Annotated in this window: 14 protein-coding genes and 1 tRNA gene; 5 read left to right on the plus strand and 10 right to left on the minus strand. The window is 64.5% G+C overall.

Going from position 1 to position 12,830, the window contains the following annotated elements:
• Positions 1–42: 42 nt before the first annotated feature.
• From CKO40_RS01620 to CKO40_RS01630, 3 genes are all read right to left on the minus strand, one after another.
• Positions 43–858: an ABC transporter permease gene (locus CKO40_RS01620; protein ID WP_200344112.1), complete on the minus strand. Its 816-nt coding sequence runs from the start codon at positions 856–858 to the stop codon at positions 43–45.
• Positions 855–1,781, minus strand: coding sequence for an ABC transporter ATP-binding protein (locus tag CKO40_RS01625; protein WP_200344114.1), 927 nt, complete (start codon positions 1,779–1,781; stop codon positions 855–857). Before CKO40_RS01625 ends, CKO40_RS01620 begins: the two co-directional genes overlap by 4 nt.
• Positions 1,782–1,858: 77 nt before the next feature.
• Entirely contained in the window at positions 1,859–2,338 is a 480-nt protein-coding gene (locus CKO40_RS01630; RefSeq protein ID WP_200344116.1) for a hypothetical protein, read from the minus strand.
• Between the two features lie 547 nt (positions 2,339–2,885).
• Here CKO40_RS01630 and CKO40_RS01635 point away from each other — a divergent pair.
• Both CKO40_RS01635 and mtaB read left to right on the plus strand, forming a co-directional pair.
• On the plus strand, positions 2,886–3,368 hold the full coding sequence (locus CKO40_RS01635; protein WP_200344118.1) for a hypothetical protein: 483 nt from the start codon (positions 2,886–2,888) through the stop codon (positions 3,366–3,368).
• Between the two features lie 398 nt (positions 3,369–3,766).
• A complete protein-coding gene (gene mtaB, locus CKO40_RS01640; protein ID WP_200344120.1) occupies positions 3,767–5,116 on the plus strand; it encodes a tRNA (N(6)-L-threonylcarbamoyladenosine(37)-C(2))-methylthiotransferase MtaB in 1,350 nt (449 codons plus the stop codon).
• Positions 5,117–5,398: 282 nt separating this feature from the next.
• On the opposite strand, the gene CKO40_RS01645 is transcribed toward mtaB, so the two are convergent.
• The 5 genes from CKO40_RS01645 to CKO40_RS01665 form a co-directional block, all read right to left on the minus strand.
• Entirely contained in the window at positions 5,399–6,049 is a 651-nt protein-coding gene (locus CKO40_RS01645) for a CDGSH iron-sulfur domain-containing protein (protein ID WP_200344122.1), read from the minus strand.
• Between the two features lie 133 nt (positions 6,050–6,182).
• The gene (gene xthA / locus CKO40_RS01650) at positions 6,183–6,998 is read right to left on the minus strand and encodes an exodeoxyribonuclease III (protein ID WP_200344124.1); all 816 of its coding nucleotides are present in this window, start codon (positions 6,996–6,998) and stop codon (positions 6,183–6,185) included.
• Between the two features lie 313 nt (positions 6,999–7,311).
• Positions 7,312–7,629, minus strand: a complete 318-nt coding sequence (locus CKO40_RS01655; protein ID WP_200344126.1) for a hypothetical protein — start codon at positions 7,627–7,629, stop codon at positions 7,312–7,314.
• A gap of 70 nt (positions 7,630–7,699) precedes the next feature.
• A complete protein-coding gene (phoU, locus tag CKO40_RS01660) occupies positions 7,700–8,434 on the minus strand; it encodes a phosphate signaling complex protein PhoU (protein WP_200344128.1) in 735 nt (244 codons plus the stop codon).
• 210 nt (positions 8,435–8,644) lie between these two features.
• Positions 8,645–8,947, minus strand: coding sequence for a hypothetical protein (locus tag CKO40_RS01665; RefSeq protein WP_200344130.1), 303 nt, complete (start codon positions 8,945–8,947; stop codon positions 8,645–8,647).
• 175 nt (positions 8,948–9,122) lie between these two features.
• On the opposite strand from CKO40_RS01665, the gene CKO40_RS01670 reads away from it, so the two are divergent.
• Complete coding sequence (locus tag CKO40_RS01670) at positions 9,123–9,749, plus strand: histidine phosphatase family protein (protein ID WP_338074096.1); 627 nt, start codon at positions 9,123–9,125, stop codon at positions 9,747–9,749.
• A gap of 346 nt (positions 9,750–10,095) precedes the next feature.
• Positions 10,096–10,185: transfer RNA gene (locus CKO40_RS01675), tRNA-Ser, on the plus strand.
• Positions 10,186–10,321: 136 nt separating this feature from the next.
• Here CKO40_RS01675 and CKO40_RS01680 read toward each other — a convergent pair.
• Positions 10,322–11,308 carry a GNAT family N-acetyltransferase gene (locus CKO40_RS01680; protein WP_207173316.1) on the minus strand — a complete coding sequence of 329 codons (987 nt, stop codon included), beginning with the start codon at positions 11,306–11,308 and terminating at the stop codon, positions 10,322–10,324.
• A gap of 27 nt (positions 11,309–11,335) precedes the next feature.
• On the opposite strand from CKO40_RS01680, the gene CKO40_RS01685 reads away from it, so the two are divergent.
• Positions 11,336–12,001, plus strand: coding sequence for a cell division protein ZipA C-terminal FtsZ-binding domain-containing protein (locus CKO40_RS01685; RefSeq protein WP_200344134.1), 666 nt, complete (start codon positions 11,336–11,338; stop codon positions 11,999–12,001).
• Positions 12,002–12,029: 28 nt separating this feature from the next.
• On the opposite strand, the gene CKO40_RS01690 is transcribed toward CKO40_RS01685, so the two are convergent.
• Positions 12,030–12,827, minus strand: coding sequence for a putative metalloprotease CJM1_0395 family protein (locus CKO40_RS01690; protein WP_200344136.1), 798 nt, complete (start codon positions 12,825–12,827; stop codon positions 12,030–12,032).
• Positions 12,828–12,830 lie beyond the last annotated feature (3 nt).

Raw genomic sequence — 12,830 nt, forward strand, 5'->3', positions numbered from 1 at the left:
CTCGAACCCTGTGGGCTCCGACAGGCATGCAGCATGCGGGGTTCACTGCTTGATGCCGACGCCGCGCCGCAGCAGGCTCAGGCTGTAGTAGCCGAGCGCCAGGATGAAGGCGATCGTGATCAGGAAGGCGATACCGAGCGGGATATCGGTCACGCCGAGCAGCCCATAGCGGAAGGCGTTGATCATGTACAGGATCGGGTTCACGAGCGACAGGGTCTGCCAGGGCTGCGGCAGCAGGTCGATCGAGTAGAACACCCCGCCGAGATAGGTCAAGGGCGCGAGCACGAAGGTGGGGACGATCGAGATGTCGTCGAAGCTGTTGGCATAGACGGCATTGATGAAGCCGCCGAGCGCGAACAGCACCGCGGTCAGCAGCAGGATCAGGAGCGTGACGCTGAGGTCGTGCAATCGAAATTCGGTGAAGAACGCGGCGACGATGATCACGACGATCCCGACCGTGACGCCGCGGGCGACGCCGCCGGCGACATAGCCGGCGAGGATGACCCAGTTCGGGACCGGCGAGACCAGCAGCTCCTCGATATAGCGTGAGAACTTGCTGCTGTAGAAGGAGGAGACGACGTTGCTGTAGGCATTGATGATGACCGCCATCAGTACCAGGCCGGGGACGATGAAATCGATGTAGGCAAGCCCTCCCATCGGCCCGATGCGGTCACCGATCAGCCGCCCGAAGATCACGAAATAGAGCGTCGTCGTGATCGCCGAGGGCAGGATGGTCTGGACCCAGATACGGCTGAAGCGGGTCACCTCCTTGTTGACCAGGGTCGCGAAGGCAATCCCATAGCGCCGCCAGCGGTTGGCCGCGCCGAGCGTCGCTTGCTGTTTTGCGGGTTGGCTCATGCTGCAGCCTCGCGCCTTGCCTCGACGCGGTCGAGGAACAGCTTCTCGAGCCGGTTCTGCTTATTGCGCAGGCTGGTCACTTCAATGCCGTGGCGGGACAACGCCTCGAACAGGCCGTTGATCGTCTGCTCGCGGCTGACCTGGACCTCGAGCGTGCTGGCGTCGATCGGCTCGAGCACGAAGCCGGGAAGCGGGGGCAGCGCCTCGGCCGGCGCCTTCAGGTTCAACACGAAGGTCTCGGTATGCAGCTCGCCGAGCAGGGTCGCGATGTCCGAGCGCGCCTGAATGCGGCCCTGGTCGATGATCGCGAGATGCCGGCACAGGCTCTCCGCCTCCTCGAGATAGTGGGTGGTCAGGATGATGGTGGTGCCCTCGGCATTGATCTCGCGCATGAAGCCCCACATCGCGTGGCGGATCTCGATATCGACCCCCGCGGTGGGCTCGTCCAGGATCACCAGCCGCGGGCGATGGATCAGCGCGCGGGCGATCATCAGCCGGCGTTTCATGCCGCCGGAGAGCAGCCGCATCTCAGTATGGCGCCGCTCCCAGAGGTCGAGCTTGCGCAGCAGCAGCTCGGCGCGGCTGCGTGCTTCTTGGCGTGGCACGCCGAAATAGCCGGCCTGATTGAGCACGACCTCGATCACGGGCAGGAACAGGTTGAAGTTGAACTCTTGCGGGACGACGCCGATGCTCGCGCGCGCCGCCTCGGGTTCATCGTCGAGGTCATGGCCGAAGATCTGTACGCGGCCGCTGCTCTTGCGCACCAGCGAGGTGACGATCCCGATCAGCGTCGATTTGCCGGCCCCGTTCGGCCCCAGCAACGCGAAGAAATCGCCGGCCTCGACCTCCAGATCGACGCCGGTCAAGGCAGTGAATCCATTCGCGTAGGTCTTGCTGAGAGTCTGGACGCTGAGTGCGGACATCCGGTGGGCGGGCTGGCATGCTGCGAGCAAAGCCCGCTACGCTAGCCCGTCCTTGCGGACCTTTGCAACCGCACGATTCAGGATTCGGTCCGTACGTCCAACAGTCGCCGGTCGCGTGCGGCGATCAGATAGCAGGCGATGAGCCCGCCATAGAACAGGGGTGCCGTGACCGGGATCGCATTCAGGCTCCACATCCAGCCTAGGGCAGCGGCGGAGACGGCGAGCGTGCCCGCGTAGCCGGCCAGCCGGGCCGCGCTGACGGGGCGGCCCAGGCGCCAGACGACCAGCGCGAGCGCGGCGGCCAGGATCAGGCCCTTGATCGCGACCATTGTCCGCACCAAGCCGGCCAGGGCGGCGTCTTGCTGCAGTCGTTCCGGGGCAGGTCCGGCGAGCGTCAGCATCAGCAGGGTGCCGAGCCCGAGGCCGGCGATGACCGCAACGCTCGCGACCATTCGGGCGATGAGTCCAGTCTCGAGCGCTGCATGAGGCCGAGGTTGACTCTGATCAGGCGCCTGCTGGGGTGCGACTGCGAAGGTATCGGGCAGGTGGCGGGCCATGATAGAAACCTCTCGCTGGGGGACGGGTGGAGGAGGAGGGTGCCTAAACGGTTGAACTCGGCCGATTGAGCTCGGCCGGTTGAACTCGGCCGGTTGAACTCGGCCCGCAGAACTCGGGGGATGGGGGCGATCCCCCCTCGATCATGACATTTGTCTGGGCCGGATGCGATATGTTCCGATGCGAGATGTCCCGACCAGCGAGGGATGTTGAGTATTGCTGCGGCGTGGCGGTGCGTTGTGAGTGCTTCTCGGCGAACAACTCGAAGACGTTGCCCCACGCCGGCCTCGACGTTTGATCGTTCCGCGAGCACTCATCTAGACCGCGGATGCCCTTATTGTCAGCGTCCGAGGACATCTTGAAGTCCAGATCATACAAGTCGGGGCAATCGCTGGCGATCAGCTCGATCTGTTCAAAGGCCCTAACAGGATGACGCCTGTGGACTGCGGAATCAGGAGCTTGCGCAAGTCAAGCGGCCGTTTTGACAGGGCCTCTTAGTCGATTTGCGAACGGCCGCTGATCAGGAGTGAGAAGAGGTAGACCGAATCGATGCAGCGCTATCGGGACCATCGTGACGCCGTCGACGACTTGCTGCGCCGTTTTGCACCGCTGGAGCCGGTGCGGGTGCCGGCTGGCGAGCCGATCCCGGGCTCGTATTGGGGCGGGCCGGAGGCGGGACTGCTTGGCGCGCGCATCTTTCTGCGCGATGACACGCCGGTGCATTCGGCATTGCACGAGGCGGGGCATTTCGTCTGCATGGATGCCGGGCGTCGGCTAGCCTTGGATACCGATGCCGGTGGCGAGGTCGCCGAGGAGGACGCGGTCTGCTATCTGCAGGTCCTGATGGCCGATCAGCTCGGCGGAATCAGCCGTGACCAGCTGTTCGCGGATATGGACGCCTGGGGTTATAGTTTTCGGCTTGGCAATGCGCAGGCCTGGTTCGAGCGGGATGCAGAAGAGGCCCGGGACTGGCTGCGACGATATGGGTTGATCGATCGCTTCGGCGCATTGACCTGGCGTTTACGCGCCTAATGGCGGGGCCGGGCGGGCCCGTCGGATGGGCGGGTATGTCGGACATCCTGGCCGCGAAGGCGCAGCTGGTTGCGGGATACGGATCGCCGGGATTCGGGCCAGCGGTGACTGGGGATTCATGCTTCGGTTGGCGCGCCACCCTGATCGTTCTGAGCGACCCTGCCCGATTGCCGGGCGTAACGCGTTGCAACGTTTCAATGCCTGCGTGGACACAATGTGACCAGGACCGCGGACTCATTCTGCTCAGGACTGAGGTCAGCTTAACAGGGGGAAAACCAGATTGAGAGGCGTGGTGGTGCCGGACAGATCGTCGAAGAGGTCGACGCGGCCGAGCGTAGCGACGTGCAGGTGGTTACCGTGAATCACGAGGAATGCATCGTCCGGGGTGGCGCCTTGCCATGAACGTTAGGCCGGTGCGCGTCAAGCTGAGCACCCTCGGCTGCCGCCTGAACGAGGCCGAGCTCGCGGGCTGGTCGCGCGAGCTTGAGGCGCGCGGCTGCCAGATCATCGAAGCCGAGGATGCGGCCGACCTGGTCGTGCTGAACACCTGTGCGGTGACCGCCGAGGCCATGCGCAAGTCGCGCAAGCAGTTGCGGCGGCTGCAGCGGGAGCACCCGCGTGCTCAAGTGGTCGTCAGCGGTTGCGCGGTGTCGTTCGGAGCGGACGATCAGCTCGGCGAACACGGCATCGATCTGACCGTCCACAATCGCGACAAGGATCGGCTGGTCGCGCTGGCACGCGAGGCCTTGGCGCTGCCATGGATGCCGGAGGGTGCCACCGAGCCGGGCGCGGCGGCCCTGTTCGCACGCGGTCGGCAGCGGGCCTTCGTCAAGGTCCAGGACGGCTGCCGCTACCAGTGCACCTTCTGCATCACGACCCGGGCGCGCGGCGAAGAACGCAGCCGGCCGATCGCCGAGGTCTGCCGCGAGGTTCAGCGTCTGGTCGCCGATGGGATTCAGGAGGTGGTGCTGACCGGTGTGCACGCCGCCGGCTATGGCCGCGATAGCGGTTCCAGTCTGGATGAACTGCTCGCCGCGGTGCTCGCCGAGACCGATGTGGCGCGCCTGCGGCTCGGCTCGGTCGAGCCCTGGGACCTCTCGGATCGCTTTTGGCAGCTGTTCGAGCAGCCGCGCCTGATGCCGCATCTGCATCTGCCCTTGCAGAGCGGTGCCGACAGCGTGCTCAAGCGCATGGCACGGCGCTGTAAGACACGCGATTTCGCCCGGCTGGTCGAGACGGCGCGCAGCGCGGTGCCGGGATTCAATATCACCACCGACATCATCGTCGGCTTCCCTGGCGAGACCGAGCACGAGTGGGCGCAAACGCGCGATTTCGTCGCTCAGATGGGCTTCGGTGATCTGCACATCTTCAGCTATTCGCCGCGTCGCGGGACGCTGGCCGCGACCATGCCGGATCAGGTGCCGACCGCGGTGAAGCGTGAGCGCAGCCGAGCGCTGCATGGGCTTGCGCGCCGTCTCAAGCGCGAGCATCTCGCGCAGCAGGTCGGCCGCATCCAGCCGGTGCTGATCGAGGGGTTCGAGACCGCCGGAGACGGTTTGACGCAGGTCGGCTACACGCCGAGCTATCTGCTGGTGCGGGTGCCGACCGGCGGCGCCGACCTCAGCAACCGCATCCTGCCGGTGCGGATCGAGCGGGTGATCGATGAGGCCGAGCACGGGCCGCCCGAGGGCAACGCGCGCCCGCCGGGCCTGTTGCTCGGCGGGATGTCGGACATCGGCACCGAGTGAGCGAAGGCGCGACAAGCCCTGCCGTTTAGAGCGGGGAAGTATCAGGTTGACCGGCGGGATGCTGACGCGCGCCCCAACCGATTGATCGCACGTCGGACGCGAGGCCGGCTAAATGCCGGCCATCGTGGCCGACGCGCTCAGCGAGCGCTGGCCATACTGGAAGGCTGCTACGCTGGAGGTCGGAACCGCCTGCGCGCGGCGGTCCCAGGCTCTGGTCCTACGCGTGGTTCCCGCTGGGGGCGATCGGGTTTCCCCGCGCGGGCACGCCAAGGCCAAGGCGGCTCAGTCCGATTTGAACCCGACCTCGCGGTGGCTGCCGTCGCAGAACGGCTTGTTCTTCGAGGCGCCGCAGCGGCACAGCGCGGTCTTGGCGCCCTGCCAGGCGAGGCGGCCGCTGGCGGCGCGCAGGGCCAGGTTGCCTTCCACCTTGAGCGGGCCGTCCGGCATCGGCCGGATCTTGAGCGGCCCGCCGGTGGCCTCGAGACCGGGACCGGTCTGCCCGACTGCGCCATAGTCTTGGAAGCCGGCCTCGATGTGGCTGTTGTCGCAGAATGGTTTGTTCTTCGAGGCGCCGCAGCGGCAGAGCGCGGCGCGGTAACGCAGGCCCGGCATGTCCTCCGGCGCGCCCTCGATCTCGAGCTCGCCGGTCACATAGAGCGGGCCGTTGTAGACCACCTGGGCGCTGTTCTCGGCAGCGGGCTGCTCCGGGGTGCCGGTCTTGTCGGTGTAGCTGAGCGCACCGCTGGGGCAGCGCTCGCAGACCGCACGGACCTCGGCCTTGCTGACCTCGTTCGGCACGCACCAGGGGTCACGGCCGACCTCGAACAACGGATTGTCGGCATCGACGCATTCGCCAATGTGGATGCATAGGCGCTTGTCCCAGCGCACATCGATCTCGTCACCAGGGTAATCATAGAGGCTCTTGTCGGTCATGGTGCTCTCCTGAGCTGGCGCGGCCAGGGCCGCATGGCTGGCTTGGATGCTATCGGAGGAAGAACATGGGGCCGATGTGCGTCGTCGACGACCATCGGCGTCATGGCCGGTTGGCGTCGGTCGCGGGTCGGCCTCAGTCGATATCGATCCAGACCGGACAGTGATCCGATGGCCGCTCGAGCGCGCGGATGGCGTAGTCGATACCGGCGTCGCGCAGCCGCTCGCGCACCGGCGCCGAGACCAGGATCAGATCGATCCGCAGCCCGCGCTTGGGCTCGCGCTCGAAGCCGCGCGAGCGGTAATCGAACCAGCTGAACGCGTCTGCGCTGTGTGGATGGATGCAGCGGTAGGCATCGACGAGGCCCCAACCGAGCAGCGCCTGCAGCCACTCGCGCTCTTCCGGCAGGAAGCTGCACTTGCCGGTGCGCAGCCAGCGCTTGGCGTTGTCGGCGCCGATGCCAACGTCGGCGTCGTGCGGGGCGACGTTCATATCGCCCATCACGACGATCGGCTGAGTCGGGCTGAACTGGGTCTCGAGATAGTGCTTGAGATCAGCGTAGAACCGCTGCTTGCCCGGGAACTTGGTCGGGTGGCTGCGGCTCTCGCCCTGCGGGAAATAGCCGTTGATCACCGCCAGCTCGCTGCCATCATCGAGCGCAAAGTAACCGGTGATCGCGCGGCGCTGGGCCTCTTCGCCATCGTCCGGAAACCCCTTGACGACACGGTTCGCGGGCTGGCGGCTGAGCAGTGCGACGCCATAGTGGCCTTTCTGACCGTGGTAGACCGCCTGCCAGCCCAACTCGGTGATGGCCTCTTCAGGGAACGCCTCGTCGGCGACCTTCGATTCCTGAATGCCGATCACCTCGGGGTCGTGGCGGGCCTTCAATGCCTCGAGCTGATGCGGGCGGCTGCGTATGCCGTTGACGTTGAACGAGACCAAGCGGGTCATCGGCGCTCCAAGGGGGTTGCTCGTTTTGGTGATGACAGCATCGCTGCCGTGAAGGACCTATTGTTCCGCCAGCACTAATCCAGACGGCAGATGCCCTTGTTATCAGTATCCGGAGGCATCTTGATGTCCGGATCACACAAGTCAGGACAATATTTGGCCGCTCAGTGTCTGTCCAGAAGCTCCTTCCGGGTTTCGGAGCCGACCGGCCGCGGCAGCTTTGGAAAGCAAATGATGGAGAATACGAGAGGCCCTATCAAAGTGCTCGCCTAGCCTGCACAAGCGGCGGAGTTTTCAGGCCGTAGAGTGCATTCTGTTAGGGCTTCTCAGAAGCGGGCTGGCTACCGGTGATCTCGTAGGTCTCCTTCGCGCCCATCTCGCGGCCATGCTCGTAGGCCTTGCCCCAGGGCAGATGAGATTGATCACGGGCGGCATCGTAGCAGTCGGACTCGACAGCGGCATCGACCTGACTGCCATACCCGATCTGACGCAGGGCGTCGGCCATCCCGTTCGCATAGCCGCGGTTGTACCAGAGCTGCGGGTCGTCCTGACGCTCGAGATAGCCTTCGGAGTCCTCGGTGAGCTCCTTGAGGAGTGCGAGCAGTCGCTCGATCAGCGGGTCAGCAGAAGACATAGGTGCCAGATGGTTGCGGCCGGTGTGCGGTCTCGATCTTGGCTCGTCGAGATGGAGCGGTTGACCCTGCTCAGTTGCCCTCAGCGCGATGCTTCAGGGCATTGATCAACAGATGGCGGTTGCGATAGCGGACGTCCTCGGCCGTGATCACATAGACCACCTGCTCGGCGATGTTTCCGGCATGGTTCCCGATGCGCTCCATCGCGTGGGCGATCGTCAGCAGTGCCGCGAGCGATATGCCATCGAAGGGCGCATTGGACGCCACCAAGCCGTCGCTCAGGTCCTGGCGATCCGAGCTGAGCTGTGGCTCCGATTCGAAGACGGTGATCGCGCGGCCGAGGTCGGCATCGACCAGACCGCTGATGGCCTGTTCGAGGCGTTCGACGACCAGGGCCTCGAGGGCGCGCAGCGGTTTCCCGAGCACTGTCGGGACTGCCGCAGCATCCCCTTCGTCGATCAGCTTGAGGGTATTGTTGGCAATGCGGGCGGCCTTGTCCCCCGCGCGCTCGAGCTCGCCGACAACGCGGCTGATCGCGAGCACAAGCCTCAGATCGACCGCTGTTGGCTGGCGTTTGGCGATGACCCGAAAGACTTCCTCATCGGCGGCACTGCTCAGGGCATCGATATCGGGCTCGCGGTCGATCACTTGACGTGCGCGGGCGGTATCCTGATCCAGCAGCGCCGTCAGCGCATCCTGAGTCTGACGAATGACCGCGTCGCCCATCTTGACGACGAGGCTGCGCAGCTCGGTCAGCTCGCGGTCGAAGGCGCTGACGATGTGGTTGTGGTCGTTCTGATAAGACATGAGGCAGCGTTTAGGATCGCGTCTTTGCCGCGGATCTTCGCATAGATCGGACTGCGCTGGCGCAATTTGCGCTTTCTTGTAATCCCGCCGGAGGGGCGGCCGACGCAGCGCCAAGCCCGACGACTTCGCGCGGTCCAGTGGTGACCATGAATCACGCGAGATTCATCGTCCGGGGTGGCACCGTGCCATGGGCGTTAGTCCGGCTAGTGGCTAATCCGGGTAGAGGTCGGCGGACCACCCGCGCGCCCGTGCGGTCGCGATCGCGGCATCATAGATCCGCCGATGCCGCGCGCGCAGCTCGTCTGGCAACTGCGAGACCAGATGACCGTACGGATGCCAGGCCTTGCTGACCTGATCGTAGAGGGCATCGATTCGGGCAATCGACCAGCCCGCGCAGGTCTCGTCCTCCGGGATGAGACCGAAGACTTGAGCGTCGCGGATGATGGTTCCGGTCGGCGTCATACCGCCGTAGCTGTCATCGTCGAGTCCGACATAGGTCTTGTTTCTGTTCATGTTACGGTAGCCTTGGGCCGCGTCGCGCGGCGATGTTTGGGGGCCGCTAATGGAACCTTGCCCGGTCAGCTGTTCCTCCGCCACCAAGAAACCAGCTGTTCTCCCTCGTCAATCCTTCCCGAGGTGACGCTTTTGAAAATCGGTTCGCACCCGATCGCCGTGGAGCCCTTGATCGGTGAACGCTGAAGATACCATTGTCGACCTGATCCGCCACGGAGAGCCGCGAGGCGGCCGGATGATCCGGGGGCAGGGGGTCGACCATCCGCTCAGTTCAGCGGGCTGGCGGCAGATGTGGACGGCCGTTGGTCCTGATCCGTACCGGGATCAGATTCCGTACTGGGATCAGATCATTAGCTCACCGATGATGCGCTGTCGCGAGTTCGCGGTCAGGCTCTCGGCCCAGCAAGGGTTACCGATGGCGGTCGAACCCGAGCTCCGCGAGATCGCGATGGGTGCTTGGGAGGGACGACGGCCGACGGACCTCGCGCACGAAGAGCCTGACGCATTTGCTGCGTTTCGTCGTGATCCCGTCGCCAACCGGCCGCCGGACGGGGAGCGTCTGGAAGCGTTTCAGCAGCGGATCGGCCAGGCCTATGATCGCCAGGTCGCCGCCTATCCCGGGCTACGCCTGCTCATCGTCTGTCACGCCGGTGTCAGCCGAGCTGTGATCGGCCATGTGCTGGACGCCGATCCTCAGTGCTGGTACCGCATTCGTATCGACTACGCCGGGCTGACGCGCGTCCGACACGATGGATTCGGCGCCAGCCTCGAGTTCGTCAATGCCCGATGGGCGCGACGGTAGCTAGAAGCCCCACCGTTCATCGCAAGGTGCCATCCCAGACGATGAATCTCGCGTGATTCAGGGTAACAGAATGGCACCTCTTACTGTAACAGAATGGCTCTTCATGATAGCGAAATCAAGGGCTTGCGCAAGTCAAACGGCGGCTTGATAGAGGGCTCTTCGAGCAGTTCGGGGTATTCTCATGCACGCTGCGTTGTACAAGAACCCTCAGGAGCAGGCCGTTGTATAAACGGCCTGGGTGCGGTTTGGCTGTCTAGAACGGTGCGTTGGCGGTTGGTCTCGGCAGAGGCACGTGATAGACTGAACGGTCTATTCAGCGCGGGACGCCAGCCAAAGGGTCCCAACTGGAGAGGTGCCGGAGCGGCCGAACGGGCCTGACTCGAAATCAGGTGTACCCTTGCGGGTACCGTGGGTTCGAATCCCACCCTCTCCGCCATTCGTGCTGGAAGCGCGCCAAGCGCCTACCCACAAACCGCTTGCCGGTGCGGGGTGACCGGTCGTAGCAGCTTCGGCGTAAACCAGACGATTCCGAAGGCAGCCGCTCAGGTTCCTTGAAGCGGGCCTTGATCCGCTCAGCCATCGACCGCGGCGGTGTGCTGCGCAGTCCAGGCATAGAGCGTTCGCCTGCCGTAGAGCCGAAATCCGGCTTGCTCGTATAGCCTGATCGCTGGCTGGTTCGTTGCGTCGACCGATAACAGCACGAGCTTGGCTCCTGCAGCGCCGGCCCGGCGCATCGCTTCTTCGATCAGTCGCGCCCCCAGCCCGTGGCCACGCCAGCGGGGCACGATCCCCATGTACATCAATTCGAACGACTCGATCTGTGGATGTGTGGTCATCAGCAGGGCACCGGCGTCTTCTCCGTGGTAGCGTAAAACGCACCAATGCTCGGGTGCGAATTGCCCCTGACGGCGGAAGCCTTCGATCGCTTGGCTTGGTGAGAGAATCCCTTGCAGCCCCGGGCAGTCCAGCGACCGGTCTTCGATGAGACTCATCAGACGCTCGAGACGCGCCGATGGTAGCGGTCCAATCGCCTCGAAAGAGAGCAATGGCGGTCCTACCGCTGGAGCAGGCTGAGGCATCTCGGCTGTTACTGGGACGTTGAGGTAGAGTAGATCGGCCAGGCGGGGGAGCCCGTTGTTGCGCAGCAGAGCCGCGGTCTCCTGATCTTCGGTATCGATCACCGCTTGGACGATCTGCAGTTCTTGCTCGGCGGCCCAGTTGACGGCGGCGCGCACCAGGTTTGCTGCTGCTCGCGAGGTACTGAGCGGTGGCCAGAGTTGGGCTGTTTGGCCCGGCTGTGGTTGCACCCAGACCGCTGCCGAGGGGCCGGTGTTTCCTGCTACGATGAGAAGACCATCCCAGAGCTGTTCGGGCTGATCGGATGCCAATTCTACTGCGGCAACAAGCTCGGCCACTGCGCCCGGATCATTCGCGGCGCGGAGCCGTTGGAGCGCCCCTGCCCGCCAGGGTGGCGGGCAGGGGATGGGTCTCTCGCTGCTTGGCTGATGCTCGCTGTTATCGAGTGATTCCGATCCGGGCATCGGTATAATCTGTGTCATGCGTGGCGTTGCGGGATGGAATGATCAATGAGTCAAAGCAATCTCATCGTTCTGCTAGCGGGTACGGCGTTGGTGTTGGGGCTCATTGCGTTGATCCTTTTCTACTTTTTTGTCATCAAGGAACGCGGCGGCGAAGATGATGATCTCGATTCAAAGGCGCTGCGCGATCGGGCGGCCGAGTCTGACCGGAAGGGTCGGGGAGCAGGCATTGAAGGTCAGCCCGGAATTGAGACGCGGTCTAGGGGGCGTCAACCGCGTAAGAAAAAGGGCGTCGATAAGACCCAGCGTTATCTGTTCGTGATGTTCGACAAGCCCGGGCCAGAAACGAATCAGGCCCTTGGGCAGCTGTTACGCGATGCGAAGGCGTTCTATGAGGCCGAGGTCGGCGTCTATCATATTCCGCCAGGGCCGGAGGGTTACCCGTTGACGGTGGCCAATGCGTCCTCACCCGGAACGCTGCCGCCGCTCCATCAGGACGGGGACTATGACCCTGTGCAAGGCATCTCGATATTGATCAAATTTATCAATTCGCGGCGTGTTTCCAACAGTCCTGAGAGCTTGATTGCATTCACCCAAACTGTGGCCGACATCGGCGGACGCATTCTCGATTTCGAGCGCAAGCCGGTCACCGAGCAGACCTTCGCTGCACTCCGCGGCGAGGATCAGGGGTCAGCGCAGCAGGCGTCGACCTGAGCGCGATCTGGAGCGGTCAGCAGCGGCATCAGGCGAGGCTGTGCAGGGTGCCCTGGCCGAGCCCAGCGCTTACGTGGTCGCTTGAACGATCGGTGAGTTGAGCGGTGCGCTCATATTCGGCGGCCTGGGCGTCCCGGTGCGCCGCGTTCATCTCGGAATTGGCCGCCTGGCTGGAGGCGGCGTCCGATGCAGGTGCGGAAGTCTGCTGCGTTGATTGTTGCTGACTGAGCTCGAGCTGCGCGACGAGCAGGTTCTGGCGCGCTCGCGCAGCGATCTGATAGTCCGCCGGAGAGGGATCTGCCGGCGCGAGAGCGGCGGCGATGACCGTCTTCATCTTCTCGACCGTGGCCTGGGGGTCGCCTGTGACCGGGCCGTAATCGACCGAGACCTCGCCGGCGACGGCGTAGCGTTTGCCGTCGGGGCCGATCTCGTATCGATAACTGGCGCTGCCGGTATAGGGGCCGCCGGCGATCTGGTGGGCGAGCTCATGCTGCCGCACCTCGCGATCGGTCTGCTCCAGCTCCCTGATGAGCCTCAGTTCTTGTGGGGTGAGCTCGTTAGCAAGCGCGTCATTTTGCGCGTTCGGTGCGGCCTCGCCTTCAGCGATCCGCCCTCGCGCCTCATCGTCCGCTGCCCGAGCGACCTGGGCCTCGCTCGAATCATCCGGATTCGCGACGGGCTGGCCGGCTCCTGGGCCGGGCTCGCTGCCTGCCAATACTGGCTCGCTTCCGCGTGCCGTTGGGATCGTGCCTGGTCTGCCGGTGCCCGCCGGCCCGAGCGGCTGGGCGGTGATCAGGGGTGTCGGCGCGAGCGCAACCGGGGTCATCGT

It is taken from the genome of Halochromatium glycolicum, from assembly GCF_016584085.1.
In the GTDB taxonomy this organism is placed as follows: Bacteria; Pseudomonadota; Gammaproteobacteria; order Chromatiales; family Chromatiaceae; genus Lamprobacter; species Lamprobacter glycolicus.